A 26243-nucleotide genomic window follows, 5' to 3' on the forward strand; every position below is an offset into this window, starting at 1 on the left:
TCCGTCTTTCTTCTGCCTCGCATACGAGTGTCGAGTATTTTTTGAAGTTACGTTTGCATGAGCTGAGTGACTTCGTGACAGACATGAAAGAGGTGAGCAAGGATGGCTAGTCCACGGGTATATGAGATTGCGTTCCACTTAGCAGGGCAGGTCAATTCCTCGATGCGCGCCGCTTTCAGCTCTGCGCAACGTCAGATCTCACGCTTAGAAGAAAAGACGGAGGACGCGCGGGACAAGATGGTTAAGATGTCCGCTACGACGCTGAAAGCCGTCAGTGCTGTTTCAGCGGTCACGAATGCCTTAGGTGGTGTCACCGCGATGACCGCCCCGGTCGTCGCAGGTGTCGGTGCCGTCGGAGCATCGTTTGCGGCAGCAGGAGCAGGTGCCGCTGCGTATGGTCTTGTCGCGACAGCCGCGCTCCGTAAAGTATTTGATGCAGCAGACGAAGTGAAAAAAGCAGAAGACAAGATTGCCAGTGCCGATACAGCGGAAGAGCGGAAGAAAGCCCAGCAAGAACTGGCAGCCGTCTATGCAGACATGAGCAAAGCGCAACAAGGCGCACTGAAGAACCTGCAGAGTTTCAAGAAGTACTGGAAAGGATTCGTCACGAGCTTCGAGGAGCCGATCTTCAAAGGGTTTGCGACGTCGCTCTCGATTGCGAAACAAGGACTTGAACTGATGAAACCGACGATTCATAACGTCAGTGGCGCAGTGAACGGATTGCTGAAGGACGTGCAGACCAACCTCGGTTCGAAGGACATGAAGAATATCTTCAACTGGATTTCGGAAAGTGCGGCTGGTTCACTCGTCGCGTTGATGAAGACGATCGGTCATACGACACAAGGGTTGTTCAGTCTATTGCAAGCCTTTACGCCGATCACGGCATCCGTTGAAAGCGGAATGGTCGGAGCGGCACGAGGCTTCTCACAATGGGCAGCGAGTTTATCGAAGTCGGAAGGATTCAAGACGTTCATCGAATACGCGAAACAGAACACGCCGACGTTCCTGAGCCTACTCGGGAATCTAGGCGGTATTTTAGGTGGCGTCATCAAACAGGTCGCGCCACTCGGTCCAGCAGTCTTGACCGGACTCGATGCCCTGACCGGGCTGATCAGTAAGGCGTTGAATGCCGGGATTGCCATCAAGAGTTTTGCGCAAGTCATCCAAGAAATGGTCACGGAATCGACCGGACAGTTCGATTCCTTGCGGTCTCGCGTGACGAGTGTTCTCCAAAATATCGCTCCGACATTCCGTGCGCTGGGTGTGCAAGCGTTGAGTGCGTTCCGAAGCATTGCATCGGTCGCGACGCAAGCCTTTATGACGCTGTATGCTTTTTGGCAAAATAACGGTCCGATGATTGTCTCTGCCGTATCGAACGTGTTTAAAACGGTCGGTGCGGTCATTGGCGGAATCATTGGCGTTGTCCGCACGATTTTGTCGGTTTTGAAGCCGATTTTTGTCCAAATCGGAACGTTCATCATGAGCGTCGCACGCCAAATCTTGTCATTCTGGGCGACGGATGGTGCGCAAATTGTCCAAGCGGTTCAGAATGTGTTTTCCGGAATTTCAAAAATCATTCAGTTTTTGGCACCGGTCATCGTCCCGATTTTGATGTCGATTTGGAAAAACGTGCAGGGCGTCATCCAGGGTGCGATCAACATGATCATGGGAATCGTGCGGATTTTTGCTGGATTGTTCACGGGTGATTTTTCGAAAATGTGGCAAGGCGTCAAGCAACTCTTCTTCGGAGCGATCCAATTTGTCTGGAATTACATCAACCTGATGTTCTTCGGTCGAATTATTGGTGGCGTCAAGGCGATGGGTCTCGGCATGGTCACCAGCGTCAAGGCGTTGTGGGTCTCGATCAAAGCGTGGTTCACCCGCGGAATTGATGATGCGTATCTGTTGGTGAGTGGATGGGGCTCGAAAATCGGTCAAGCATTGGTTCGTTTGAAGACAGGGGCAGTTTCGCAGATTTCCGGTATGTGGTCGGGTATCAAGTCGTTCTTCTCCGCGGGTGTGACCGGTGCGTATAATTTCGTGCTGAGCATGTTCGTCAAGACGATCACGCGATTCCAAAACGCCCGATCAAGTATCGTCGGCATCGTGTTGCAACTCTGGAATTCAGTGAAATCTTTCTTCTTGTCCGGAGCAAGTGCGACCTACAATTTTGCTGCAGGTTTAGTCACGAAAGCCATAGGTGTTTTCCTCAAACTTAAATCAGGCGTTGTCAACTTAGTGATGCACCTCTGGGCGAATGTGAAAACATTCTTTGCCAACGGCGTTCCGGGCGTATACATGAATGCTTATGCTCTTTACCTGAAGCTTACTCGTATGTTTTTGAATATGAAGACATATGTGTTGAATGCGGTATCGCAATTATGGTCAGGCGTAAAAGGATTTTTCGTGAATGGTGTCAGCGGCGCTTACATGCATGCCTATGGATTGTATTTGAAAGTAGCTCGAATCTTTAGTTCTCTGAAATCGAGCGTGGTCAACACGGTGCTCTCTCTGTGGAATGGCGTCAAATCGCTTTTCGTTTCCGGAATAAGTGCTGTGTATAACGACTTGCTTGGATTATTCGTAAAAGCGGTCACGCGATTCCAAAATTTCCGTACGTCAGTGGGCAATATCGTCCTTTCACTGTGGAATAACGTCAAAGGGTACTTTTCGAATGGTGTCAGTGGCGCGTATTACCACGCCTACGCACTGTACTTGAAAGTAACAAAAGCCTTTGCGAATTTGAAGTCGAGTGCGTTGAATACAGCCTCCCAACTGTGGTCAGGTGTTAAATCTGCTTTTTCGGCAGGGGTAACATCGGCGCAAAACTTTGTGACGAATATGGGGTCGAAAATCGCCAGTGGATTCCGCAACGCGAAAGACTCCGCAGTCGCAATCGCTAAATCGATGTGGAGTGGTGTCAAAAAGATTTTTGATGACATCGTCTCCGGAGCACGTGCCTTGCCTGGGAAAATGGGTGAGGGTATCAAAAGCATGGCGAGTAAAGCGTTATCTGGTATCACGTCGCTCGGCAACAAATTACTAAAGGGTATCGGAAAATTGGTCAATGGCGTCATCAACGGTCTGAACTGGGCCCTTGGTAAAGTTGGTGTGAAATCATCAATCGAACAATGGGCAGTCCCGCAATATGCTCGAGGAACGAAAGGACACCCCGGTGGTCCAGCGATCCTCGGTGACGGAAGAGGTACGAATGCCGGTCCTGAGTTGTACCGTACGCCGAGCGGTTTCGTCGGGATGAGTCCAGCACGCGACACGCTGATGAATCTTCCAAAAGGAACGCAAGTCATCAATGCACGCGATACACGGATGTTAATGGAGCGATACAACATACCTGCCTATAAAAACGGCACAGTGACCGATGCGCTGAAAACAGCGGGTAGCTACGTCAAGGATAAGGCGACGACGGCAAAAGATTACGCGATGGACAAGGCTGGAAAGGCGAAGGACATTGCGTTTGATGTCTACGATTACGTTTCGAATCCATCGAAGTTGCTGTCAAAAGCATTAGAAGTCTTCGGCGTCGGGATACCCGATTTACCGAAAAATCTGCATTCCATCGCCAGTGGTGCCTTTTCGATGATCAAAAAGCATGCGACGACGTATCTCAAAGGGAAGTTACCGGACATGTCCGGATCCAGTCTTGGTGCAAAGTTCAACGGACAAGGTGCCGAAATGGCGAAGAAAGCCATCTCACAAGCGTTGATGATGACGAACAAACCGCTTAGTCTGCTTGGACCGATGATGACGATCGCGCAAAAGGAATCCGGATTCAATCCGAACGCGATTAATGATTGGGACATCAACGCCCAGCGTGGTGACCCGTCCGTCGGACTCTTCCAAATCATCAACTCGACGTTCCAGCGCTGGAAGTACCCGGGGCATAACAACCGGAGAAACCCGCTCGACTCCGCGCTCGCGGCAATCCGCTACATGGATGGTCGCTACGGTGGCATCATGAATCACCCGGGTATCCGGAGCATGATGCGTGGCGGCGCTTACTTGCCGTATAAGAACGGCGGCATCATCAATCGTCCGCACATGGGTCTCGTCGGTGAAGCCGGTCCGGAAGCCATCATCCCGTTGTCTCCAAGCAAACGAGGACGTGCAGCGCATCTGCTGTCGACGATCGGCTCACGACTTGGCATGAAAAAAGAACAAGCTGCCAATCCACTTCGGAACTTGTTCACATCGGATGCCGCTCACGTCACGAACGGGACAACGAGCGCGTCCGCTCAATTCGTCTATTCGCCTGTCTACCACATCAAAGGTAATGTCGATGAAGCAATGCTCAGACGGATCGACGAGGAGAAGGAAGCAGATTTAGAAGCGAAGTTCATGCGCTGGTTACGGCAACATGAAGCAGATCGCAACCGGACACGGTTTGCATAAGGAGGTGCAGGGATGAAAACCTATGTCACGCTATCGGGTGATACGTTTGATCGGATCGCCCTACGCGAACTTGGAAGTGAATATTTGTTCCCGGAGATCGTGGCGAGTAATCCGCAGCATCGCCTGACGCTCATCTTTTCAGCAGGAGTATCGTTACAGATCCCGGAACCACCGCAAGAAATGGTCTACACGGATGAACCGGAGTGGCTCGAAGGGGATGGCGACGCTGAGATGACGGAGCTTCCGCTCTTGGGAGGTGCCTACGGATGAGTGGTATCGGTAGACGGATTCGACCGGATGTCATCTATGACAATGTCAACGTCACGACAGAGATCGAGGACTTCATCGAAACGTTGTCGTTCCGCGACAACCTGTCAGGTGAGTCCGATAGTCTCAGCTTGACGCTCAGCGACCGCGAAGGACGCTGGAATAATCAATGGCGTCCGAAAAAGGGTTCGGTCTTGAAGGCGTCCTTGCTTGTCTCGACAGGTTGGGACGACCCGAAAGCGAAGTCCCGTTTCCTCGGTATCTTCGAGATTGACGAGCTCGGCATCAGCGGACCACCGATGACGTCGACCGTCCGCGGGTTATCCGTACCTGAAAGCTCTTCGTTACGGAAATCGGGTAAATCCCACGCCTGGGAGAAGAGTAGTTTGAAGTCAGTGGCGGGAGCCATCGCGAAAGCGAATGGCATGACGCTCTACTTCTCAGCAGACGAAAATCCGTCCTATGATCGGATCGACCAGGAAGGGCAAACCGATTTGGCATTTCTGATGAAGTTGTGCGGAGATGCCGGGTTGTCCTTGAAGGTCGCGAACAAGAAAATCATCATCTTGGACGAGGAACGCTTGGAAAAAGGGACGAGCGTCATGACCATCTCACGCAAGGATAAAGCATTGAAATCGTATGGGGGTAAGGACGCCTTGACGACGATGTACCGTTCCTGCTCGGTCAAGTATACGGACCCGAAAAAAAAGAAGACCCACCGTTATGTCTTCACACCGTCAAAGGCTCCCGCGACATCGCGCGTCTTGTACGTCAATGAAGAAGTGAAATCATCAGCGGCAGCGGCGACGCTCGCACGAAAGAAGCTACGTGAAGCCAACAAGGACGCGATGACCTTCTCGGTCGTACTTGCAGGTTTCCTGAACGTGTTCGCGGGGCAAGTCGTGACGCTGAAAGAATTCGGATCGTTCGATGGACGATACCTCGTCACGTCGATGTCGGCAAGCGTCAGCAAAGGAACGGATACCTCGCTCGAATTACGTAAATGTTTGGAGGGATATTAATGCGTCTGTTTGACCACGGTTATGTCACGGCCATCTATCCAGATCGTGCGACGGTCCGCGTCAAATTCGAAGACAAAGGGTCTGACGATATCGTATCGCGTGAACTATCGATGCTCGTCCGCGGGGTTCAAAAGGATAAAGACATCTGGTACCCGGACATCGGAGAACTCGTCTTGTGCGCCTTCTTAGAAGGGACGTCCAAGAGAGGATACGTGCTCGGGAGTGCCTACAATGATGAGGATATCCCGCCGACGGACGTGAAAACGAAACGCCACCTGCAATTCAAGGATGGCTCATACGTCGAATATGATGAGAAGACAAAGAAGATGACAATCAACCTGCATCCTGCCGGCGAACTGATCGTCAACGGCACGATCAAGGCGGATGCATTCGTCACGAAATGAGTAAGAAGGAGGAATCCGAATGCGGATTGGAAGTTTTGCCGGTGTCGTATTCGAGGTCTCTTCCAAGAAGGCATTGACCTTCGATGACCTATCGCGTTCCAGTAGTGCGAGGTGGGCGGTACACGACATCAATCTGCAGAAGCCGCTCCCTGAATTCGTCGGAGCCGGTCAAGAGAGTGTCAGCTTCAAGGTATTGCTCAAAGGATCGCACGGTGTCAATCCGGAATCGACGATGAAGACCTTGCGCGCTTTTCGCGATGCTGGGAAGTATTCCTCGCTGATCATCGGCAGCAAGCCGGTCACGAGCGGTTACTTTTACTTGGAGGACATCCAGGAGACGCATCGGAACATCGATAATAAAGGCGTGTCGCACACGATTGAAGCGACGTTGACGCTGAAGGAATATCCGAAGAACAAGCCGATCCGGAAGAAACCGAAGAAGAAGCCACCCGCGAAAAAAACGACCAAAAAGACGACGACCGGTACGGCGACGGTCAAGGTCGGGATGTTGAACTGCCGGGTTAGTCCGAACTTGAATGCACGCATCGTCCGCGTCCTGCGGAAAGGATACTCATTCAAGGTCTACAAGATTGTCTCAGGTAGTGGCATCAAATGGTATTATCTCGGGAACGGACAGTATGTCTCGGCCGTCTCGACGTATACGAACTTCAAAAAATCTTGATTCGAAGGAGGGAAAGCATGGACACATACAGCGTATCGTCTTCCGTGGATGGAGCGATTGACTATGGCGCGACCGGCACCTTCGCGACGTTGCAAAGTATCGCGTTCCTTTTATCCACGTTGGTCGATTCTTGTCCCTTGCACCGCGAATTCGGACTGGATCCACCGATTGATGATCCGACGTCGTATGCACGGGCATCCTTGTCGGCACAGATCATCGAAAAAATAGAACGATCGATTCCGGAAGTCGATGTGGTCGACGTGTTGATTAAAGACCAGCCGCTAGAAGGTAGGCTATCCGCAACGGTGAAGGTGGTGATTATAAATGACAGCGAGATTTAACTTACCCGAGATCGAATACATCTCGAGTGATGTCGAAGAATTAGAGAACTTAGGTGTCTCGACGTTCGAAGGGTTAATTGGAACGACATTGAATGAAGCGGATCCGAGGCGGAAATTGTTACAATCCGTCGCCTTCGTCGCATCGATGCTTGCGAATAACATCGACTTCACAGGCAAACAGACCCGTCTGACCTATGCCCAGGACGATTATCTAGACCATATCGGTGTGGAACGGGAAGTGCCGCGCCTTGAAGCCCAACCGGCAGAAGCGACGTTCCGGTTCGAAGTGACGAACACGGTGCCCTTCACGATTTTTCAAGGCTTCTTGATTGGTGCCGGTGAGACACGATTCGAAATCAAGTCGGACACGCTCGTTCCAGCGAACATTGGGCAAATCGATATCGTTGGACGATGCGTCGAGAGCGGCGTCAGCGGCAACGGGTATCTACCAGGACAAATCAACCAGCTCATCGAACCGGTTCCGTATGTGGCAGCCGTCGCAAACGTGACGGAAAGTTTTGGTGGAACGGATCGCGAAGAGGATGACCCGTACGCCGAACGAATCTGGTTGTCGCCGGAAGGCTACTCGACAGCTGGTCCGGAACTTGCCTATGTTTATCACGCGAAGTCCGCTCATCAAGGCATCATCGATGTCGCGACGGTCACGCCATCACCTGGACGGGTCGTCTTGTACGTCTTGATGGAGCAAGGTGCACTTCCGTCACCCGAAGTCTTACAAAAGGTGAGTGAGACCTGCAACGATAAATCGATTCGACCCCTGACGGACTTCGTCACGGTCGCTGCTGCAGAACGTGTTCCATACGATTTGACCGTGTCGTATTACTTGCCAGAGAGCACACGTTCGTTGCAGTCGTACTACCAACAACAGGTGACGGATGCGATTCAGGATTACCATCTCTGGCAGCGTTCCAAGATGGGACGCGGCGTCGATCCCGGTGAATTGTACTCACGCATTCAGCAGGCGGGTGCGAAACGTGTCATCGTCGAACCGAACCAATTCATTTCTCTTGGAAAACATCAGGTCGCGTTCGAGCGCACGATCCATGTGACGTTTGGAGGGTTCGTCAGTGATTGATTTACAGGACTTCTCACTCAATGACATCCTACCGGCATCGATCAAGAACAACGCAGAAAATCGTGCGCTCGCTGAAGCCATCACTTTGATGTTGAAACAGGTATTTGACGAAACGTCGATTCTTGATCCAAGGATGCCGCTCGCTGAACGTTTGTTAGATATCGTCGCGAAAGAAAATCACGTCGATTATTATGACGAAACACTCTCACCGAATCAGAAACGTCAATTGATCCGGAATTCATGGCGAATCCATCAACGCAAGGGAACGGTTGCTGCCATCGAAGAAGTGGTCTCGATTCTGCTAGATCGGGCTAAAGTCGTCGAATGGTTTGATTACAATGGTGAGCCGCACTTTTTCAAGATTGAGATTGATGGACCGTTACGGAGTGAAAAAGATTTACCTGTCGTTTTTCGCTCGGTTAATGCAAACAAACGATTTAGTTCTCGTTTAGAAGCAGTTTGGTTTAGACGGGGAGAAGGTGTATACTACCGCGTCATCTATAAGGATGGGAAGATTCACATCCACCCGGTCATCGCAGTACGTTCCGGTATTGTAATGCCGGGGCGCTCGACGCTGATTTTGTCACGTGCCGTCAGTTCGTTCAAAAACGGTATTGGTGCGATTCGGATTAGCGGAAGCATCTTCTCGGGTGAAAAAGAGAATCAGATTAACGTCGGTCGTAAAAACGACGCGACGTTGTTTGTCGTGGAAGAAACTACTGCAGGGACAGCATCCGTTCCGCAAGTCGCAAACGAACTTCTGAACGGATTTACTGGCACGGCAACCCAGGAAGAAGTGGAATGGCAATCCGTCCAGCAAGCTGGGACGGCAAGTCCGCCCAAGACATCCTATCGCTCGAATAACGACGGGGTGCAGGAAGACGCCTTGAACAGGACGCAGAGTACGTACCAAGGTGGCTCGTCCACGTTGCCGTTCTCAGGCGTCACGTATACAACGAAAGGAGAAAACAGATGAGCATCCTTCAACCGATTGCAGTCAGTGATCTCGCAAAGACGTTGGACGTTAACTGCGTCTCTGCTGATTTCACGATTGGTACGACGACGTATCCGGCGAAGGTTCGTCGGTCGATTGTTTCCGGTGATACGGTAATCAAACACGTCTACCTGACGACACGATCACCCATCGGAACCGTATCACGCGTCCGATTGTTCAATGCAGCTGGACAAGTCTATGCCCAAATCAACCCGAACGTACAACACGAAGCCCTCAAAGGTCGATTGTTCGAGTTCAAATTCAAATTGGAGGTGACATAAATCATGTCGCAATTACATCGCAGTCGTCTTTACGAACCAACTGAATGGGAAGACCGAGTACTCGATGATCAGAATGGCTCCGTCCTCGTACAAGGAACGCCGATTGACGAAGAAAACATGAACAACTTGGAAGCAGGCGTCTTGATTGGTCATTATGACATCGGTCTACTCGCCATACTCGCAGCACAAATCGCATCGTCAAATGAATTCGAATTACAAAAATTGAAGAAACAAAAGTTCTTGCAAGGGAAAGCGACGATTACGAATACAACGGTAGACAATGGATATTACCGTTCCGCAGATCCATTCGTCATGGTCGCCCTGACTGGATTCCCGCAAGCCAATGCACCAGACTATGAAGTCATCGTGACGCCGAGTGATCCGGCGGATGCTGGAACGTTGAGTGTCATCGAGAAAACGCAGAACGGGTTTAAGGTCATGTCGACCAGTACGTCACGATCCATCTCGTTCACTTGGACCCTGCTCAACCCACAAATCTCATAAGCGATCGGAGGAACAAACAATGATTATTCAAAAAGTGGCAGCCGGTGAAACGGTTGCCTTTTCGCTCCGGAACGGCGTCTTGCGTTTCGAGGATCAAGTTGAAATCGATTTAGCATCCCGTCAAGGAGACATCGACCGAACGATTGATGTCTGTCTCGACAATAGTCTAGAGACGATGCGTGAAGGACTAGGCGCCTGGTATGTCGCGACCATTATCGTACCAGCACGTCAACAGCAATACATCGAAACGGACGAGGGCGGGGAAGTCGTCGATCTCCCACTCGATATGCAAAAGGTCATCCTGAACTTGTGGCCACTCCCGCAAGTGTATCTCGAGCGAAAGCGTGCCGAACAAGAGGAGCAAGAAGTATCACAAAATGAAACCATGGAGGTCGCAGAATAATGCCATTCGTACTCTCAGTAAAAGACACGTATCGTCAAGCCGTAGAAGCCGCATCCGGTGGTCGCAACACCGTCATGTATGACGACAAAGGCAATCCATCTATCATGGTGTTTATCCCGCGTTTCAATTTAGCGGATGTCATCGATGGCGCACCAGCATCCCCGCACCCAGCGTTCATCGTCAATGGTGTCGTCAAGGACGGAATTTGGATTTCGAAGTATCAGAACATCATTCATGACGGACGGGCATACAGTCTCCCGGGCATGAACCCAGCGACGAGCATGAGCATCGATGCCGCGTCAACTGCATGTAAAGCGAAAGGTGCTGGGTGGCACTTGATGACGAATGCAGAATGGGCAGCCATCGCATTATGGTGTAAGAAAAACGGATTTATGCCTAGAGGAAATAACAATTTTGGGAAGGATCATACGGCAACACACGAAGCAGGACGACTTGTGAATCAAGGTTCATCCGATAAGATTTTAACAGGAACAGGACCAGCATCATGGGCGCACGATGGTACAACATCTGGCATTTATGATTTGAACGGGAATATCCATGAATACGTAGATGGACTTCGTTTGGTGGATGGAAAAATTCGTGTGCACAAAGATAACGACTTCGGTACGGACCCGAATAGTCTGGCTGCGTGGGTAGATACGGGTGTCTTCATTGATAATACTATTGCCGGTACAGCGGATACGACTGGAACGAAAGCACCTGGTTCAATGCAGTTCGCAGGTGAACGCTCGAATCCAATGACGACACTTGGGACAACTGACAATAACTATGCTTTTAACTCTCAAACGTTCGAATCGATGTCAGTGAAAACTGGGTATACAATCCCAGAATTATTAAAGTATTTAGCGATTGCTCCTACACCGGGATCGCACGGGTTAGATGCTTTAGAAGCACGAAACTACGGTACTCGAATTGCTTTCCGTGGTGGCTATTGGTCATATAGTTCAGCTGCAGGTGTATTTTCTTTAGATCTCAATTATCCGCGCACAAATACAACACCTGCAGTGGGTTTCCGTTCATCGTTTATTGGTTGACTTAACTGGCGGCATTCATTGGATGTCGTCTTCGTATTATTTTTATAAAAAATAAAAAGAAAAGTAGAGGTGAAAGAAGTTGAGGACACACCATTTAATCGAAGGAGCATTTGCGATTTTCGGTACCGTAATGACGGCATTGTTTGGAGGTTGGGACGCTGCATTGAAGATTCTAGTGTTTTTAATGATTGTCGATTATGTAACCGGATTTTTAGCGGCGTACAAGTATAAGAGAGTGAATAGTGATGTCATGTTTTGGGGTGGCATTCGAAAAGGCATCGTCTTTATCGTCGTCATTATCGCAGTCTTGCTCGATGAATTGATCAACGGCGGATTACCGATTGTCCGGACGCTTGCTCTGTACTATTACATCGCACGTGAAGGATTATCCGTTGCGGAAAATCTAGGCTTGTTGAATGTACCGATGCCTCAACAAATGATTGATGCTTTGACACAACTGCAAGGCGAAAAAGAACCACGGTCCGTTGACACGATCATCGAGACGGCAGCTACGCAGGAAGAGCAAGTCACCCCCATTTCGAGTGAAGTGAGTATTGCAGAAGTGAAGTCAGATAATCATCGTGCTGAAGATCAAAAGGAGGCAAAATAATGTTGTATTACGATAAACGAAACCGCGCAACGTTGAATGAATTGGCGCCGAATACGAAACGACTCGCACTCAAATGGTACGAGTATCTAGTCAAAAATGGGATTGAAATCTTGGTATACGATGCACGTCGTACGGAAGCCGAACAACGCGCGAACGTTAACTCGGGAGCATCACAGACGATGCGTTCGTACCACTTAGTCGGGCAGGCACTTGACTTTGTACCAGCTGACAAAAAAGGTAAAGTCTATTGGAGTGGGTCGAACGCCTACGGTCGCGCTGACATCAAGAAGGCGATCAAGGAAGCGCAACGTCTCGGCTTCACATGGGGCGGAGACTGGGATTCGGACGGTGACCAACGCGATGAGACCTTCATCGACTCTCCGCACCTGCAGTATGAATACAAGGGATACGGAACAGACAAAACATTCGGAACTGTCCCTGCATCGAAACCGACTGCTAAACCGAAGCCGGCGCAAGGTGACGGGAAAGCCATTGTGCCATATCCAGGCAAACCGTTGTATATCGGAGCAAAAGGGATGAAACAGAAGGACATCGAACGTATTCAACGCGCGGTCGGCGCATCGGTCACAGGTAAGTACGACAATCAGACAGAAACTAAAGTTAGAGCGTATCAGAAACGAAAGAAGATCGACATTGATGGTGCTGTTGGTTTAGAAACTTGGAATTGGTTATTTTAATATAGTGTAGTAGAAATGAAAGGTGATATATCGCCAATCAACCCATCTTAAAGATGGGTTTTTTTTTCTTTTTAGGAGTAATATTATTAAAGTCTAAATAAAGTTCATTTGCTTCGTAAATATTAGTTTGCTCATCACTCTCTGTAAATGTTAAAGGATGCCGTTTTAACTCTATTTTATAGATATCACTGTGTTTTTCATGGTACTGGTCCACATAATCGATTGTTAATCTTATCTGAGGGCTTTTAGGAATATAATTAAAAATATAGAAATTACTTAATTTAATAAAATACTTAGGTAAACGAATTTCAATGGATTCATTACTCTTTAGTAAAGAGAGTCGTTTTTGAAAAGAATCAATTGTAAAGTTCTCTATTTTCCGACCGCCATATGCTTGGTATAAAGTTGTAAAAGTAAATGATGGAGGTTTAAGCTGTTTTAGTTCTGGATTGTCTATTATTAATTTAAATGGTGAAGCTTCAAATTCATGAATTGAATCAATACCTCCAATTAATTCAAACTTTAATTCAATTTTTAGTGCAAATGACTTACCTGTGTTAATAAGAGTAAAATAAAAAGAATCTAACTCGCTACTGCGATGTGAATCATCTTCAATTGGAGAATCACTGATATTCCACATTGAGTTAGGATCAGGATTTAAGTTACCGACAATAACGTCTTTATTAAGAGGAGCCAATCTCGGACGTTCAACTCGATGTTGTTCTTCAATTTGCTCTTTAGCTTGTTTTTTGTTAGTAACAGTAGTTCGCCAAGCAAAAAAAGTTGCGCCAGTTGTGGATAATGCTGTGAGCACCTCAAGAGAAGTTTTTGAAACGATGCTTTTTGCTACTTCTAACAAATCCATAATGTCCTCCTAAATAAAAATAATCTTCTTTAGGATATCAGATACGAGATAAAATACAAAATTTAACAAAATGGGTAAATATGGATAATTGATGATATGATGAAGACTCCCCACAAGGGAATCCAGGGAGAGGTCGGGCGAAGTCATGAGGGTGTGGTGACTGGAATTCGCGAAAGGGGACCTCCCCTTTCCCGTTATTTAATCGAAAACGAAAGTGACTTGTTCATTCATAGTGATATGGCGATGAGTTGGAAGGATGACGTTAATTTTTTTCATGCAGGACGTCTTGAGCAATAGATCGACTTGGCTACCTGTCGTCAGCGTCTCGACGACACGTTTGATTTCAAGGACGTCTCCAGTGATTGCCAGTTGATTTTCTCCAAGTAGTAGTATCTTCATTTTCTCACTGCCTCCCGTTCCCGCGACGAGTAACTGCACATTTACATAAAATTATGGGTATTTACCACATAGAGGACACTTAGAAACACGTTCATTGCACACTGTGCATTTTAGACAGCCATTGCACAGTCCATTGCACAGTCACTGATAAACAAGATATACTGACATACAGATAAGTACCCCTCTCCGGTTACTGAAATGCACGTGAGTATATACTAAGAAAGTATATTATAGTTCTACCAATATTATGGTTTGCGTCGCAAAAGACCGCAGGCTTAAGCGATTTTTGGGAAGTGAGTGGGCGTCAGTTCCCACTTAGTTCCCACTTTTTTAATTATTATTTGTTAAAATGTAAAAAACCGCTCGTTTGAGCGGTTTTTTTGTCGTCGAATAATTATATTTTTGCGTTAAGATTTTCAATGAATTCTAGTGCTGAAGATAGACTACTATTGTAGTGAGCATAATCTGGAGTATTAATTTGAACAAGTGCAAACTTTTCAAGCGAGATATTTGCATAATAACGTGCTTTTTCTAAATTGTTCTCGTTTAAAAAAAATTTGGCGTAATGAATGTGTAAACTTGCTAATCTATTATTTGCACTCGAACGATAGGGTGTTAGCTGTATCACTTGATCAAACACAGAACATGCTTCTTTGTATATCGAGTGAATATCATCTAAATCGCTGTTCTGATTAAGCAATATTATATAGTCTGTTAAAGCGTGACCTTTTTTCTCTAGGCAATCAATATGATTAGGAGATTTTTCTAAAACAAAATCATAATGATTAATTGCTTTGTTGAAAAGGTCTTTTTTTGTTTCATCATCCATAGCGATTTCTGCTAAACGTTTATTTAATAAACCAAAGTCTTCAGAAGCTGTAAGTAAATCATGACCCTTAAGAGTAGGTAAAATACTGTTATAAATTTTATGTGCTTTTTGATAGAAAGCTACCTGCTCATCTAGATTTTCTAAGTGACCATAAGATTCGCCAAGTTTTTCGAAAATAGATGCTTTAACAATTTGTAGCTGATTTGATGACGGAAAAACCGCTAATCCCTTATCACAATATTCGAGTGCCTTTTGATAAAATTCGATTGCATGAGTTCTATCTGAATGCATCTCTTCAATTTTTCCAATAGTTTGATATGAAATAGCAATTTTTTCGTAGTGATTTGAATTTTCTAATTGTAAGTCTAGTTTTTTTATAACTTCGTTAAATAGCATTTTTGAGGAGTCATATTCAGAAATATGTTTTAAAATATTTGCTTCTCTAAATAGTGATTTTATTTCAAGAGACGTTGAATCAGTGTTTTCTAATGCGCAATGATATTTATTTATAGCCTCCACATAACTACCATGATATTCAAAGATTTCAGCACTAAGAAAGTATATATTAGCAATTAGTTCACGATTATTTATACTTTTAATCAAACTTGAATTTAACTCTTGAATAATTAAAGCTGTAGGTAATGAAGTCATTATTTTTTTGGATAAATCACAGTACCAATGTATAAAGGATTCGTCTATCCCTTCATACATGGCGTGAAACACACATTCTCTTAGTGCAAATATAGTATCAATATTTTTTATGTTATTAGGAAATTCATTTAAAGAATTTTGATAGTAAATTCTTATTAAATGATGAACTAGTTTGAAATACTTACCAAAGTGATAATTTTTCAATTGTTCACCTAAATCAGATCTTACGATTGAATGAAGAGTCCAATTATCTTTTCCTTTACTAACTTCATTTACATAAGATGATTCAAGTAAATCAGGAAATTTCGTTACTGGAAAACCAGTATTTAATTCTCTCATGAGATATACAAATATATTGAAATCCCATACATTTGCGAGAGCCAATATTTTTAGTGTTTCTTGCTCGTTAATACTTAATGTATTAAAGATTTTATTTGTGATTTCTTTAGAGATTCCTAAATTTAAAGAGCTTAAAGCCTTAATTGAGTTTGAATCAAATTTAACAATTTCCTCTAAAATTAAATTAAGTAAGAATGGAATTCCGAGAGATAAATCTGATATCTCTTTTATTAATTTATTATTAGAAATCCCTTTTTTTATCAAAAAACTATTGAGTTCATTAGAAGAGAACTTATCTAATTGCATGTAAGTTAAATTCGACTCTTTATCTAGTTTAATTTTTTCGTTACTAAAAACCACCCATTGTATTTTACTAGGGTATTTTAGCAAATCGATTAGCCACTGATTGAGTGAAAATTTTTTATACCAATTTGTATTAAAGGAATTACTATTTACAACTACAGAATCTATGAAGAATATGAATTGATTAAAATTAGAATTTGATAAATCTTTGATTAAATATGAAAAGAGTAATTGTTCGATTTCTAATGGTTTCTTTTCAGATAAGTCAAGAGATATTTTACGTGCCTCAAAAGATAAAGGTGACATACCTGCTTTTAGTTCGTCAAATTTATTTAAAATTAATGAAGCTATATTAAAGACTTTTTTAGGAGTGTCGAATTCTTCTATTAAATCCCAAATAAAACTATCTGTATTGAAAAAAGAATACTTTTCAATTTTTTGATTTGGTATATATCCTGGACTTAATTTTTGAAGATAAATTAAATATGCAAGATCAAATCGATAAAAGTTTATACCATGTTCGAGTTCCAAATCATATTTAATTTGCGAAAGTGCAGACGAAAGATTATTAAAATCATAATTATCTAAATCAAATTTAAAAAATAATATTTCTTGGTTTTGTGAGTTTAAATCATAAAGGTGATTTAGTAAAGTGGATTTTCCAATTCCAGGTATCCCATGATAATTTAATATATTTTTTTGTGAATCTGAATCCCATAAAAAATTATTGAAAACTGATATTTCTTCTCTTCTACCAATAAACATCTCTTTTGTTGTATGCATTTGAATGTTAAACTCCTTATCAAAAAATATGAGTTTTATTTTTTTTAATAACAGATGTAGTATAAATCTTCTTTTAATTGTATATTACAGATCCGAAGAAATAATTGTAAAATATTATAATTATAATCAATATTTTATTTTTAAAGGAAGTGCATTTTATGAAACCAGCCATCAAACAGATCAATCCATCATCTAAACGCCCAGGTGTATCACTAATCGACCTAAAGCGTGCAGAAAAAATCCTCGGTGTAAAATTCCCGACGGATTACATTTCACTCATGCAGGAATCAAATGGTGCAGCCTTTCATAACTGGCAACTCTATTCGATACCTACTGAATCGAGTCATTCTGAAGTCGAAGATATCATCAACCATCACATAAATCGTCCAGATGGTTTACCGGAGGATATGATTTGCTTTGGTGAACATTTAGATGGGAGACGGTTATGCTACCGGATTCGACGCCGTTTTTTGCAAGAACTTGTATTTACGTGGCATCCCCATAAAGGACTTGAAAAATATTGTGCATCCTCACTCAACGAATGGGTAGAATCTGAAATGTTACGTGACCGGGCTAATAAAAAGATTATCCTTGGTACTTTTAGTGTTAATGGTCATCGGCTGCTCGTGACGGATTCGAATGAAAAAGATGTAGCATCGATTGTCTTGGAGCAAGTGAAGTCTGGGGCATGGACGGCTTCCGTCACATATAACTCAGATGGAACGGTTCGTTTACTCACAGTATACGAAGGTGTTGATCAGCCGACGGGCAGATGGATGCGTTCGCATGAAATCGCGATTGATTCAGGATTTGTACTGATTGGTGATGATGTTGCGTTTCGTCAGGAGGAACTAGCCGAGGAGCTCTTTTACGGTCAACAGGACGTCCATTTGTTTCAAGCGGGTATCATGACCGAGTCTGGATATGGAGACGGCATCTATCATCTGAAAGTAAAGAAAAATCGAGATAAACAAATCATCGGAGTACGAATCAACTTCTTGGAGTAGCAATTAAAAGACCGGTCGAAGGAGCATTCCTTCGACCGGTCCTTTGGCGATATGTAGTTATTTGATATTGTCGATGGCGTTGCCGTCCTGATCGACTTGAGTAGAAAGTCCTGTCCAGCCACGACCTTTTGTCTCTAGCCAGCTGGTGAATTCGACGAGAAATTCCTCGTGTGGTACATGACCACCATCTTTTTTGACGACGACGTATCCGTCAAGCTTTACATATGACTCCTTCAGTGATTCCATGCGTAATCTCCTCCTAAGTAGCGGATGCGAAAGTAAGAGTATAGCGCTCGAAACATGCATTTACAAATGATATCCATTTATCTTTCTAGTTCAACAAATGGTCCGCTCGACATAAAACCGTCACTTTCACACCATCAGCGACAGAAAAGCCATTCAAACGCGTGCCATCATTCATGCGAAGCGGTGTCGTTTGGATGATGTCCTGGAAGAAAAATAGGTCACTTCGTAAACGACGCAGTAACTGGCGGACATGATTGTACGTGATTGCTTGACCACTCAATTCCGTCAATCGCTCAGATAGCTCAGGATACGTCGACGTCGTGTTCGTCAGAATCACGAAGAGTGTCAAAAAACCGTTCGGATTCAGTAAGATGGTTTGATTTTTCCACTCGACGAAAGTACCCTCTGAACTGCTCCGTAAGACGACTTCTTGACCGCCTGCTTGATACTCCTGAAACGAACGTTCATTGATCAACGTCTCCGTTCCGTCTTGAATTTTCCGGTAATAGAGACGGTCAAACAGGTGCTCATCTTCAACAAGTAATTCGTTTCGGTATTTGTTAAGTCGTGCCGCTTCATCCGGATGCTCCTCGTGTTCTCGGTATTCGAGTTCAGCAAGTGATTCGCGCGCCAGGTAGATGCTGCAGTTGACGACAAACATATGCGTCAGCGTCGTTTGGATGTCACTCAGAGTAGCGTCAACCGTACCGTCGAGCGCTCGGCTGAAATGACGAATCGCTTCCGCATACTGGCGTTTGACATAAAGAATATAGCCGAGACGATAATTCGCAAGCGGGTGGGTCGGGCGAAATTTAAGTGCCTTAGTCAATGCGCGACGAGCTGCGTCATAATCCGGTGTCTCCGAAAATTTCGAGTACTCCGCTTGGCGGACATAAAGATTCGTCAGTTCGTCTTCTAATTGTCTTCTTATATCTCGATCCGTCGTTTCCCGAATGGTGCGGCGTAGTTCTTGCGCTCGTGCATAACTCGTTATCATCCCGTTCATCCTTTCCTGTCTCTTTTCTTTCATCATAGGGCGGACCAACGCGTGTGACAAGCTGTCACAGTGGTGTTGCTACTCTATAGGTACCAACACTAAAGGAGTCGATGTGAGATGAGAAACGAAAGCAAATGGATCCGATATGGCATTTTAAGCGGGGAAGTCATCGAGGAACCGACATGGTCAGCTTGTGTACAAGATGTCGTGCACCGAGCGGGTCAACAAGAAGCGACGGATGAAGAGATCCTCGATTGGATCGAGCAAGCAAAACAGCGTCATGCACCACTTGACGATCATGGGATGGAAGCATTGTTTGATCCAAGAAGACAGGCGTTACCCTATCACCTGTTTGACGGGTATGTCCGAGGCATCGTTCGTATGATGAACGAACTTGGGATTTTGACAAGTTCCTGTTGTGACGGTCACGGTAAACGAGCTGCTCGGGTTTATACGCAGGATTTGCTGACGAACCAGCAACGGTATTTGCTTCGTTTAGCGGCAGATACGGTTCCAGGGTTGACTGTGTCCTTACAGAGTCGGTGGATTCAACTTGAAGTGAGAGACCAACGTTCGCTGTTGCTGGATTTAGCGGAAGTCTTATACCGCATCAAACAAGACGCATCGACGATACAAGAGCTGGAGTTGCAACGCTTTAGAAAGCGTCTGCTAAGATGGCTCGCTATTCCTGGACAAAGCAGAAGGGAACAGATGGTTCGTAGTCGCTTACAACAGGCAGTCCGCCGGTTTGCTGACGATTCTTTTGTCGATGAAAAAGGGAACCTGCTCGTGACCTACCATCAAGGGGAAGGACCGGTCATTTTATTATCGGCACATCTCGATACCGTCGAACGCATCGATTCGTACCGAACGCTGTTTCAAGAAGGAACGGTCCTAACGAGCTCGAACGGGATTCTCGGGGCAGATGATCGAGCGGGAATCGCTGCGATTCTTGAACTCATGGAACGCATCCCAGCGACTGACTTCTGCGGAACGATCCAGCTCGCATTTTCAGTCGAAGAAGAAATCGGTTGTCGCGGTGCGGAAGCGATGGACGCGTCCTTTTTAGAGGACGTTGACGCAGCAATCGTCTTTGACCGCCGCGGTACACGCGACATCGTTACGGGCTGTTATGGAGAGTTTGATTTTTGTAAGGAGGCTTTTGGCGCATGTTTTGAGCAAGCCGGTCTGTTGAGTGGTATGCCAGATTGGCGAACGACACGGTACGGAGGAAGCAGTGATGCGAAACTATTCGCGCTACGAGCTATTCCGTCCGTTAACCTATCCGTCGGTTATCTGCACGAGCATACGGATTTTGAACAGGTTGATTTTGCGGCGACGCTCGAAACCGTCCGTTTGGTCGAAACGTTACTCCATCATCGGCTGCTCGAGCGTTATTTCGCTGAGCGGACAGAAAATCCAACTCTAGGCGGATATACCGATTAATGGATTCCAAATATAGTAAAAAGGAGAGGTGAGAGGAGACGCTACGATGTGGATCATACTGGGTTTAATGGCGATTGGATTTACGGCACTGAATATCATCTTTTATTTGATCGGTAAGGACTATCGTTTCCTGATGGTGCTCGGACTGAGTTTTACGGCACTGACTTTGTGCGCTGAATACCGACTCGTTGCGGAATTCGTGGCGCGGGAGGATTGGGCAGCGTTACAGGACGTCGTACCGGGCATGAAGCGGGCACTGTGGGTATTGACGTTCATCTCGATCGGATTAAATGTATTGCCGCTACTGTTAGACTACCGAAAGAATCGATCGCGTTGACGAACCGAAGAGGAGCTGAATCATGATGATCTATACATTTTCACCGCTGACGCAACGACAGGCGGAACAGATCGCCTACGAGTGGAAATATGACGGGGCGTTTGCGTTTTATGATATGCCGAACGATGAAGAAGATTTAGCAGAATTTCTCGATCCTGCAAAGCGGACGGAACATTATTTTGCTGTGTTGGATCGGGAAGAATTGATTGGCTATTATGTATTCGAACCAAACGCAGACGTCGTTGACATCGGACTTGGCATGCGACCGGACTTGACGGGACGAGGAAATGGAGTGGCATTTTTAGAAGCCGGTCTTGCGTTCATCATGGACCGGTATGCACCTAAACAAATCGAATTAGCTGTCGCGACATTCAACGAACGGGCGATTCGCTTGTATACGAAAAGTGGCTTCCTTCCAGTCGAACGGTTCCAACAAGCGACAAACGGTGGAAGCTATGAATTTTTGAAGATGCGTTTACAACCCATTCACTCGACGGAACCTTTTCCAAAGTCTATAAGTAGATAACAGAAAAGGAGATGATGTCATGGCACGCTGTACGAATTGTCAGTATAAGTTCAACACAAAAGAATTACTCGCTGTCAGTGTTGCGATACATGGGAAAGGCAAATCATGTCCGAACTGTGGCGTGAAACAATACATGTCCCGAAAGTCGCAATTTTATCTATCACTCGGGAATATCAGTCTCTTGTTTGTCCTGTTCTTGCCGTTTCTGATTCGGTTGAGCGACCGGGAAGAATCGATGAGGTAAGATGTCGGTTACCTTTAATTTCATGAAACTTTTTCCTGAATCCACCAGTAGATAAGGAAGAAGGAGATGGTCAGATGGTACGTTGTACGAATTGCCAGTATAAGTTCAAAACGAAAGAAGTGCTTGCTGTCGGATTTGCGAAACACGGTAAATCCTGTCCGAACTGCGGCGTGAAGCAATACATCTCGAAAGACTCGCAACATTACTTATCGCTCGGATACGTCAGTCTCTTGTTCGTCTTGATCCTACCGTTCGTCATCAAACTGAGCGACAAAGAAGAGACGATCTGGTAAAGCATTACGCGCATTCCTGAAAACGACAGGGTGTGCGTTTTGTCTTATACTCGGGGCAAAGGAGCTGGGAAACATGCAAACCGTATACGATGCAACCGTACAAAACGCAGCAGGCGAGACTGTTTCATTAGGTGACTATGCGGGGCGTGTCCTCGTGATCGTCAACACGGCAAGCAAATGTGGGCTCGTCAAACAACTTGGCGAACTACAGGCATTGTACGATAAATATGACGAGCAAGGAGTCACGGTGCTTGGCTTTCCGTGCGATCAATTCAATCAGCAGGAGTTCGCGAGTCAGGAAGAGACGATGCAGTTCTGTCAGCTGAACTATGGCGTGACGTTTCCGATATTTCAGAAGATCGACGTCAATGGACCAAATGAGCATCCGCTTTATACATTTCTAAAACGCGAACGCTCCGGTCTACTGTCGTCAAAGATTAAATGGAATTACACGAAGTTTTTAATCGATCGCCAAGGACGTGTCGTACAGCGGTTCAGTCCGGTCGACTCCGTCCAGTCGGTTGAAAAAACCTTATCCTTGTATCTATAATCCAAGTAACCGTCCGGTGTGAGTCGTCGGACGGTTTCGAATGAATGTGAGAGGTACATATGAAAATCAATTCTGTCTCAATCAGAAAGATGCAACATACCGATTATAAAATCATGTCTCAATGGTTAAGTACAAAAGAAGTATTAGAGTTCTATGGAGATATGAACGCACCATTTACCTTACAACAAGTGATAGATAAATACGAACCGAGAGTAAATGGAGAGATACCTGTCGTTCCCTACATCGTAGAGTTAGGTGATGAACCTATTGGATTCATGCAACGTTATTTGATAGCGGACGAACAAAAAGAGGCATTTGGATATCCTGCGAATTTTATCATAATTGGAATTGACCAGTTTATTGGTTATCCTGAACTTTTTAATAAAGGTATTGGAACGAAAATGATAAAGTTATTCGTTGAAGATATCGCTCGAGATATGGAAGTAAATCGAATTATTTTAGATCCTGCTGTGTCAAATCTTAGAGCAATTAAAGCCTATGAAAAATGCGGGTTTCAGAAAGTAAAAAAAATCAATGAAGATACGTGCTGGATGATGGAATATACGATTGACCATCCATAATCTGCTCCTATAAATGTTCATAGAAAAGATCCACGAAACGACTGTCTGTTTCGTGGATCTTTTGCGTATGAAAATGATTCAGGTCATTCAACGGTGAACGAATCAAATGAATAGGTGACGATTGCATTGCTGCGTTTATGTCCGAGATCCGTCAGGACCGGTGGACGGGGCGACAAGACATGAAAATCTTGTTCGAACGCCCGGAGCCAGTAATGGATCCAGTCTTTTGTAGGATCGAGATTCATCATTTTACGTGCGAATGTCAGTAGCTTTGAATCGGTCAGCGTCAGAAGTGGAATCGGATTGATCTCGACATCTTCTTTTAGTTCATAGAGGTCCGGTGAACGAAGTAGAATCGCATCCGCCTCGAAGGTCAATCGGAAGTAATTACAGCTGTAGTCGCCGACAATGACCATCGTCTCCTCCGTATGCCCACGGAAATGAAAGATCAATCGGTTACCATTTGCGACATCCATCAAGAACTGATTGAGTCCGATGTGATAATCTTCGCGAAATTGTAGTTTCTCAAGCGTGATTTCTTGCATGATTTAGCCTCCAGTCCGAGTTTGTCGTTCTTCTGTCAAAACGGTTTGGCGCGCTGCTAGGTGAGACGAACCGATCAATAAGGCGATTCCGAGTAACAATAACGAGATTCCGAACCAGGCCGTACCACTTAATTCTTCACCGAGGACGAACACACCAAGCAAGGCGGCGGTCAGCGGTTCACCGAGCGAGAGTGTGACGGCAGTCGACGATGGTACGTTCGATAGTCCTTTCGCGAATAACCAGTAAGCGATTCCGGTCGCAACGACGCCGAGATGGAGGCTGATTCCGGCACCACGTGACGTGAACAACCAGGAGAGATCGAATAAGAAGAGCAGAGGTGACAACAGTAAGGCGCTCGTTGTGAAAATGACGGCAACGACTGACAGCGGCGCGTGTGTCTTGACGAGGTCACGGCTGACGAACGTATACCCGGCAAACGATAGTCCGGCACCGAGTGCAAGGACGATTCCGATTGGATCAATCGCAACCGTTCCTTGATTGTTCAATAGCAACAGACAGCCGGTGATCGATAGTCCGGTCGATGCCCACCACAGCAGCGCTGGACGTTTCTTTAGGAACAGCCACTCGATACACCCGGAAAAGATCGGTGCGCTACCGATTGCGACGACGGTACCGACGGCGACACCGGTCATCAAAACAGCGGAGAAGAACAGCGGTTGGTAAGCCGCCATGCTGACGGCAGCGAGTAAAATCGTCCGCAACGGCCAGTCGCGTAACGTCAGCGTTCCTTTGAAGAGAACGAGACAGAGTAAGAACAGTCCACCGACAGCCAGACGAACGGCACCAATTGCAATCGGGTGTGCATCTTCCGGCGCAAAGGCTTGTGAGGTCCCCGTCGTGCCCCAAAAGATCGCAGCAAGTAATATGAGCAACATCGATGATGATTTAGACATGGGTCACCTCTTCGAATACAATTTTTTTAAATGATATTAGAACGAGAATACCACAGAACGAGTAGGATGGAATACACCAAATAATTGAAAAAATGGTATGGTGTATAGGGTGAAGTCGTATCATTCACGAATACGAAAATGAAAAGGATGGGACCCATGAAAGAAATGAACCAAATCGAAGCGGTACTTGACGTCTTATCACAAAAAATCAATCACGGGTCGACCTTCATTCAGCGGCGATACGATACAGGAGTCGCTCAATTCAATTTGAATGATCCGGTGACGGAACAGGCGATTCAGTCATTTGAAAAACAGTTCAAGCTAACGTTACCAAGTGAATATAAGACATTCCTTCGTTTACATGACGGAGTGGAGTTGTTCATGATCCAAGGTCTTGGTATCGAACTCTATCCACTTGAAAAAGTCATTGAAATGACAATCCAGGCTAAAGAGGACGACCTGATCCATGAAGACTATGATCACTTCTTGATGATTGGCGAAATGAACGAAGGATATGTCTTGATTCAGACGGAAGATGCAAAGACGGATGAGACACCGTATATGCACTGGATGTTTCATGAGTTGTCGACAGAGGAGACTGACCCGATCGGACAGAACTTCGGCACGTTCCTCGAGTATGCGATCATTGCGCAAGGCGATATGTTCTGGGAGTTCAAGGACTTCTCGATTGCAACAGATGCTTATTATGTAGAGAATCACAATTCTGAAGAGGAAGTGAGCAAACCACGACCGATTCGCTTCGTCGACTCGGTTCGCGTTGAAATCGAGTATCCGATTGCGAAAAGGGATGCGTATTTCTCGGTTAAGATTTTCGAAGGGAAACAAGAACAAGAACGTCTTGGCAGTAGCTACGACTCGGATTCGCGCTTTGAACAAGTGATGCAATCGATTCAGGAATATCTAATGGCAGAGCGATTCCAGTATTCGTCGATCATGGTCTTTCAAACGGAACATCGGTTTTGGCAGAACGAGGACGAGACAGGTGATCCGTTGATTCGTAACCATAATCCGCAACGTCAAGGACTGAGCTTCGATGGATATCGTGCCTTCGTTGAAGAGCAACCACGACCACTTCCAGGGTGGGAATGATTCAGAAATTTCTTCACACAGAACGGAGTTTTACAGATGAAAAAATGGTTGTTATTCCCCATGATCCTTTGTTTGAGTGGTTGTATGATTCAACCGCAAAGTGGGAGTGAGACGAATGAGACATCCTTCAAAGGGACTACGAAAGAGGGACTCGTCTTTGAATACAAATTGACGAACACAGGAGACCATACATTTGATGTCGTAGCTCGCTCTGGGCATTTGTTGAATGTCATCGTTCGTAAGAGCAAATCAAGGACTGTCATCTTCGATTCAAGAAAACAACAGAGTAAAACAAGCCAACAAAAGAAACGCGTCAAAGCATCAGAAACCGTCGTTCTCAAACAAACGGTACAAGGCGGGACAATCGAACCGGGTACATACGATATCGAATATCTCGTTGAGGAGAAAGAACAGTACAGCGACAGTTCTAGTTCAGTAGAGGATATGGAAGAGAAATTAAAATGATTTACGCCTCTGGTGAATGACTTCTTTAATAAATATCTTAGAACC

31 protein-coding genes are annotated in these 26243 nt (G+C 45.5%); 24 read left to right on the forward strand and 7 right to left on the reverse strand.

The genetic code is table 11. The features are described from left to right. Positions 1-102 precede the first annotated feature (102 nt). The 14 genes from ACZGCQ_RS03285 to ACZGCQ_RS03350 all read left to right on the forward strand — a co-directional run bounded on the left by ACZGCQ_RS03285 (position 103) and on the right by ACZGCQ_RS03350 (position 12767). Positions 103-4410 (forward strand): transglycosylase SLT domain-containing protein, encoded by a 4308-nt coding sequence (locus tag ACZGCQ_RS03285; RefSeq protein WP_481265390.1) that lies wholly within the window; start codon positions 103-105, stop codon positions 4408-4410. A 12-nt stretch (positions 4411-4422) separates the two neighbouring features. Beyond that, complete coding sequence (locus tag ACZGCQ_RS03290; protein ID WP_214855715.1) at positions 4423-4680, forward strand: tail protein X; 258 nt, start codon at positions 4423-4425, stop codon at positions 4678-4680. Further along, positions 4677-5699 (forward strand): phage late control D family protein, encoded by a 1023-nt coding sequence (locus ACZGCQ_RS03295; protein WP_481265391.1) that lies wholly within the window; start codon positions 4677-4679, stop codon positions 5697-5699. The genes ACZGCQ_RS03290 and ACZGCQ_RS03295 overlap by 4 nt, the downstream gene beginning before the upstream one ends. Then, a complete protein-coding gene (locus ACZGCQ_RS03300; RefSeq protein ID WP_481265392.1) occupies positions 5699-6103 on the forward strand; it encodes a phage baseplate assembly protein V in 405 nt (134 codons plus the stop codon). Before ACZGCQ_RS03295 ends, ACZGCQ_RS03300 begins: the two co-directional genes overlap by 1 nt. A 19-nt stretch (positions 6104-6122) precedes the next feature. Further along, positions 6123-6785, forward strand: coding sequence for a phage tail protein (locus tag ACZGCQ_RS03305; RefSeq protein ID WP_481265393.1), 663 nt, complete (start codon positions 6123-6125; stop codon positions 6783-6785). Positions 6786-6802: 17 nt separating this feature from the next. Further along, complete coding sequence (locus tag ACZGCQ_RS03310; RefSeq protein WP_481265394.1) at positions 6803-7126, forward strand: hypothetical protein; 324 nt, start codon at positions 6803-6805, stop codon at positions 7124-7126. Next, positions 7110-8222, forward strand: a complete 1113-nt coding sequence (locus ACZGCQ_RS03315; protein ID WP_481265395.1) for a baseplate assembly protein — start codon at positions 7110-7112, stop codon at positions 8220-8222. The genes ACZGCQ_RS03310 and ACZGCQ_RS03315 overlap by 17 nt, the downstream gene beginning before the upstream one ends. Continuing rightward, positions 8215-9198, forward strand: coding sequence for a phage tail protein I (locus ACZGCQ_RS03320; protein ID WP_481265396.1), 984 nt, complete (start codon positions 8215-8217; stop codon positions 9196-9198). Before ACZGCQ_RS03315 ends, ACZGCQ_RS03320 begins: the two co-directional genes overlap by 8 nt. Beyond that, positions 9195-9497, forward strand: a complete 303-nt coding sequence (locus tag ACZGCQ_RS03325; RefSeq protein WP_481265397.1) for a hemolysin — start codon at positions 9195-9197, stop codon at positions 9495-9497. Before ACZGCQ_RS03320 ends, ACZGCQ_RS03325 begins: the two co-directional genes overlap by 4 nt. 3 nt (positions 9498-9500) lie before the next feature. Next, positions 9501-10001, forward strand: a complete 501-nt coding sequence (locus ACZGCQ_RS03330; RefSeq protein WP_481265398.1) for a signal transduction protein — start codon at positions 9501-9503, stop codon at positions 9999-10001. A gap of 19 nt (positions 10002-10020) precedes the next feature. After that, positions 10021-10404, forward strand: coding sequence for an AAA family ATPase (locus tag ACZGCQ_RS03335; protein ID WP_481265399.1), 384 nt, complete (start codon positions 10021-10023; stop codon positions 10402-10404). Next, a complete protein-coding gene (locus ACZGCQ_RS03340) occupies positions 10404-11459 on the forward strand; it encodes an SUMF1/EgtB/PvdO family nonheme iron enzyme (RefSeq protein WP_481265400.1) in 1056 nt (351 codons plus the stop codon). Before ACZGCQ_RS03335 ends, ACZGCQ_RS03340 begins: the two co-directional genes overlap by 1 nt. A 79-nt stretch (positions 11460-11538) precedes the next feature. Further along, positions 11539-12069, forward strand: coding sequence for a phage holin family protein (locus tag ACZGCQ_RS03345; protein WP_481265401.1), 531 nt, complete (start codon positions 11539-11541; stop codon positions 12067-12069). Beyond that, positions 12069-12767, forward strand: a complete 699-nt coding sequence (locus tag ACZGCQ_RS03350; protein ID WP_481265402.1) for a M15 family metallopeptidase — start codon at positions 12069-12071, stop codon at positions 12765-12767. Before ACZGCQ_RS03345 ends, ACZGCQ_RS03350 begins: the two co-directional genes overlap by 1 nt. Positions 12768-12804: 37 nt before the next feature. Here the strand turns inward: ACZGCQ_RS03350 and ACZGCQ_RS03355 are convergent, their stop codons facing one another. From ACZGCQ_RS03355 to ACZGCQ_RS03365, 3 genes are all read right to left on the reverse strand, one after another. Beyond that, a complete protein-coding gene (locus ACZGCQ_RS03355) occupies positions 12805-13632 on the reverse strand; it encodes a hypothetical protein (RefSeq protein WP_481265403.1) in 828 nt (275 codons plus the stop codon). 198 nt (positions 13633-13830) lie between these two features. Then, positions 13831-14031, reverse strand: coding sequence for a hypothetical protein (locus ACZGCQ_RS03360; protein ID WP_481265404.1), 201 nt, complete (start codon positions 14029-14031; stop codon positions 13831-13833). Between the two features lie 394 nt (positions 14032-14425). Beyond that, positions 14426-16936, reverse strand: a complete 2511-nt coding sequence (locus ACZGCQ_RS03365; protein WP_481265405.1) for a tetratricopeptide repeat protein — start codon at positions 16934-16936, stop codon at positions 14426-14428. Between the two features lie 158 nt (positions 16937-17094). Between ACZGCQ_RS03365 and ACZGCQ_RS03370 the strand changes: the two genes are divergently transcribed. Beyond that, positions 17095-17943 carry an SMI1/KNR4 family protein gene (locus ACZGCQ_RS03370; protein ID WP_481265406.1) on the forward strand — a complete coding sequence of 283 codons (849 nt, stop codon included), beginning with the start codon at positions 17095-17097 and terminating at the stop codon, positions 17941-17943. Between the two features lie 57 nt (positions 17944-18000). Here ACZGCQ_RS03370 and ACZGCQ_RS03375 read toward each other — a convergent pair whose 3' ends face one another. Together ACZGCQ_RS03375 and ACZGCQ_RS03380 are read right to left on the reverse strand one after the other, a co-directional pair. Beyond that, positions 18001-18189, reverse strand: a complete 189-nt coding sequence (locus tag ACZGCQ_RS03375) for a hypothetical protein (protein WP_029341400.1) — start codon at positions 18187-18189, stop codon at positions 18001-18003. Between the two features lie 85 nt (positions 18190-18274). Then, positions 18275-19186 carry a tetratricopeptide repeat protein gene (locus ACZGCQ_RS03380; RefSeq protein WP_481265407.1) on the reverse strand — a complete coding sequence of 304 codons (912 nt, stop codon included), beginning with the start codon at positions 19184-19186 and terminating at the stop codon, positions 18275-18277. A 117-nt stretch (positions 19187-19303) separates the two neighbouring features. Here ACZGCQ_RS03380 and ACZGCQ_RS03385 point away from each other — a divergent pair, with 117 nt between their 5' ends. The 7 genes from ACZGCQ_RS03385 (at position 19304) to ACZGCQ_RS03415 (ending at position 23163) form a co-directional block, all read left to right on the forward strand. Further along, complete coding sequence (locus ACZGCQ_RS03385; RefSeq protein ID WP_481265408.1) at positions 19304-20632, forward strand: M20/M25/M40 family metallo-hydrolase; 1329 nt, start codon at positions 19304-19306, stop codon at positions 20630-20632. A 46-nt stretch (positions 20633-20678) separates the two neighbouring features. Then, a complete protein-coding gene (locus ACZGCQ_RS03390; protein ID WP_481265409.1) occupies positions 20679-20969 on the forward strand; it encodes a hypothetical protein in 291 nt (96 codons plus the stop codon). 25 nt (positions 20970-20994) lie between these two features. Next, positions 20995-21495, forward strand: a complete 501-nt coding sequence (locus tag ACZGCQ_RS03395; RefSeq protein ID WP_481266364.1) for a GNAT family N-acetyltransferase — start codon at positions 20995-20997, stop codon at positions 21493-21495. A 19-nt stretch (positions 21496-21514) separates the two neighbouring features. Next, entirely contained in the window at positions 21515-21739 is a 225-nt protein-coding gene (locus ACZGCQ_RS03400; RefSeq protein WP_481265410.1) for a hypothetical protein, read from the forward strand. A gap of 74 nt (positions 21740-21813) precedes the next feature. Further along, the gene (locus ACZGCQ_RS03405) at positions 21814-22032 is read left to right on the forward strand and encodes a hypothetical protein (RefSeq protein ID WP_481265411.1); all 219 of its coding nucleotides are present in this window, start codon (positions 21814-21816) and stop codon (positions 22030-22032) included. A gap of 73 nt (positions 22033-22105) precedes the next feature. Continuing rightward, a complete protein-coding gene (locus ACZGCQ_RS03410; RefSeq protein WP_481265412.1) occupies positions 22106-22582 on the forward strand; it encodes a glutathione peroxidase in 477 nt (158 codons plus the stop codon). 89 nt (positions 22583-22671) lie between these two features. Next, positions 22672-23163 (forward strand): GNAT family N-acetyltransferase, encoded by a 492-nt coding sequence (locus ACZGCQ_RS03415; RefSeq protein WP_481265413.1) that lies wholly within the window; start codon positions 22672-22674, stop codon positions 23161-23163. An 83-nt stretch (positions 23164-23246) separates the two neighbouring features. Here ACZGCQ_RS03415 and ACZGCQ_RS03420 read toward each other — a convergent pair whose 3' ends face one another. Then, positions 23247-23708, reverse strand: coding sequence for a hypothetical protein (locus ACZGCQ_RS03420; protein ID WP_481265414.1), 462 nt, complete (start codon positions 23706-23708; stop codon positions 23247-23249). A gap of 3 nt (positions 23709-23711) precedes the next feature. Further along, positions 23712-24623: an EamA family transporter gene (locus ACZGCQ_RS03425; RefSeq protein WP_481265415.1), complete on the reverse strand. Its 912-nt coding sequence runs from the start codon at positions 24621-24623 to the stop codon at positions 23712-23714. Positions 24624-24779: 156 nt separating this feature from the next. Between ACZGCQ_RS03425 and ACZGCQ_RS03430 the strand changes: the two genes are divergently transcribed. Both ACZGCQ_RS03430 and ACZGCQ_RS03435 read left to right on the forward strand, forming a co-directional pair. Then, entirely contained in the window at positions 24780-25733 is a 954-nt protein-coding gene (locus tag ACZGCQ_RS03430; protein WP_481265416.1) for an SMI1/KNR4 family protein, read from the forward strand. A gap of 84 nt (positions 25734-25817) precedes the next feature. Next, on the forward strand, positions 25818-26198 hold the full coding sequence (locus ACZGCQ_RS03435; protein WP_481265417.1) for a BsuPI-related putative proteinase inhibitor: 381 nt from the start codon (positions 25818-25820) through the stop codon (positions 26196-26198). Positions 26199-26243: the final 45 nt, after the last annotated feature.

It is taken from the genome of Exiguobacterium sp. HSB13 (assembly GCF_056764755.1).

What these genes read in the sequence shown, in the direction of transcription:
- ACZGCQ_RS03285 (WP_481265390.1), top strand. Translation starts at nt 103, where the DNA reads ATGGCTAGTCCACGGGTATATGAGATTGCGTTCCACTTAGCAGGGCAG.
- ACZGCQ_RS03290 (WP_214855715.1), top strand. Translation starts at nt 4,423, where the DNA reads ATGAAAACCTATGTCACGCTATCGGGTGATACGTTTGATCGGATCGCC.
- ACZGCQ_RS03295 (WP_481265391.1), top strand. Translation starts at nt 4,677, where the DNA reads ATGAGTGGTATCGGTAGACGGATTCGACCGGATGTCATCTATGACAAT.
- ACZGCQ_RS03300 (WP_481265392.1), top strand. Translation starts at nt 5,699, where the DNA reads ATGCGTCTGTTTGACCACGGTTATGTCACGGCCATCTATCCAGATCGT.
- ACZGCQ_RS03305 (WP_481265393.1), top strand. Translation starts at nt 6,123, where the DNA reads ATGCGGATTGGAAGTTTTGCCGGTGTCGTATTCGAGGTCTCTTCCAAG.
- ACZGCQ_RS03310 (WP_481265394.1), top strand. Translation starts at nt 6,803, where the DNA reads ATGGACACATACAGCGTATCGTCTTCCGTGGATGGAGCGATTGACTAT.
- ACZGCQ_RS03315 (WP_481265395.1), top strand. Translation starts at nt 7,110, where the DNA reads ATGACAGCGAGATTTAACTTACCCGAGATCGAATACATCTCGAGTGAT.
- ACZGCQ_RS03325 (WP_481265397.1), top strand. Translation starts at nt 9,195, where the DNA reads ATGAGCATCCTTCAACCGATTGCAGTCAGTGATCTCGCAAAGACGTTG.
- ACZGCQ_RS03330 (WP_481265398.1), top strand. Translation starts at nt 9,501, where the DNA reads ATGTCGCAATTACATCGCAGTCGTCTTTACGAACCAACTGAATGGGAA.
- ACZGCQ_RS03335 (WP_481265399.1), top strand. Translation starts at nt 10,021, where the DNA reads ATGATTATTCAAAAAGTGGCAGCCGGTGAAACGGTTGCCTTTTCGCTC.
- ACZGCQ_RS03340 (WP_481265400.1), top strand. Translation starts at nt 10,404, where the DNA reads ATGCCATTCGTACTCTCAGTAAAAGACACGTATCGTCAAGCCGTAGAA.
- ACZGCQ_RS03350 (WP_481265402.1), top strand. Translation starts at nt 12,069, where the DNA reads ATGTTGTATTACGATAAACGAAACCGCGCAACGTTGAATGAATTGGCG.
- ACZGCQ_RS03355 (WP_481265403.1), bottom strand. Translation starts at nt 13,632, where the DNA reads ATGGATTTGTTAGAAGTAGCAAAAAGCATCGTTTCAAAAACTTCTCTT.
- ACZGCQ_RS03360 (WP_481265404.1), bottom strand. Translation starts at nt 14,031, where the DNA reads ATGAAGATACTACTACTTGGAGAAAATCAACTGGCAATCACTGGAGAC.
- ACZGCQ_RS03365 (WP_481265405.1), bottom strand. Translation starts at nt 16,936, where the DNA reads ATGCATACAACAAAAGAGATGTTTATTGGTAGAAGAGAAGAAATATCA.
- ACZGCQ_RS03370 (WP_481265406.1), top strand. Translation starts at nt 17,095, where the DNA reads ATGAAACCAGCCATCAAACAGATCAATCCATCATCTAAACGCCCAGGT.
- ACZGCQ_RS03375 (WP_029341400.1), bottom strand. Translation starts at nt 18,189, where the DNA reads ATGGAATCACTGAAGGAGTCATATGTAAAGCTTGACGGATACGTCGTC.
- ACZGCQ_RS03380 (WP_481265407.1), bottom strand. Translation starts at nt 19,186, where the DNA reads ATGATAACGAGTTATGCACGAGCGCAAGAACTACGCCGCACCATTCGG.
- ACZGCQ_RS03385 (WP_481265408.1), top strand. Translation starts at nt 19,304, where the DNA reads ATGAGAAACGAAAGCAAATGGATCCGATATGGCATTTTAAGCGGGGAA.
- ACZGCQ_RS03390 (WP_481265409.1), top strand. Translation starts at nt 20,679, where the DNA reads ATGTGGATCATACTGGGTTTAATGGCGATTGGATTTACGGCACTGAAT.
- ACZGCQ_RS03395 (WP_481266364.1), top strand. Translation starts at nt 20,995, where the DNA reads ATGATCTATACATTTTCACCGCTGACGCAACGACAGGCGGAACAGATC.
- ACZGCQ_RS03400 (WP_481265410.1), top strand. Translation starts at nt 21,515, where the DNA reads ATGGCACGCTGTACGAATTGTCAGTATAAGTTCAACACAAAAGAATTA.
- ACZGCQ_RS03405 (WP_481265411.1), top strand. Translation starts at nt 21,814, where the DNA reads ATGGTACGTTGTACGAATTGCCAGTATAAGTTCAAAACGAAAGAAGTG.
- ACZGCQ_RS03410 (WP_481265412.1), top strand. Translation starts at nt 22,106, where the DNA reads ATGCAAACCGTATACGATGCAACCGTACAAAACGCAGCAGGCGAGACT.
- ACZGCQ_RS03415 (WP_481265413.1), top strand. Translation starts at nt 22,672, where the DNA reads ATGCAACATACCGATTATAAAATCATGTCTCAATGGTTAAGTACAAAA.
- ACZGCQ_RS03420 (WP_481265414.1), bottom strand. Translation starts at nt 23,708, where the DNA reads ATGCAAGAAATCACGCTTGAGAAACTACAATTTCGCGAAGATTATCAC.
- ACZGCQ_RS03425 (WP_481265415.1), bottom strand. Translation starts at nt 24,623, where the DNA reads ATGTCTAAATCATCATCGATGTTGCTCATATTACTTGCTGCGATCTTT.
- ACZGCQ_RS03430 (WP_481265416.1), top strand. Translation starts at nt 24,780, where the DNA reads ATGAAAGAAATGAACCAAATCGAAGCGGTACTTGACGTCTTATCACAA.
- ACZGCQ_RS03435 (WP_481265417.1), top strand. Translation starts at nt 25,818, where the DNA reads ATGATTCAACCGCAAAGTGGGAGTGAGACGAATGAGACATCCTTCAAA.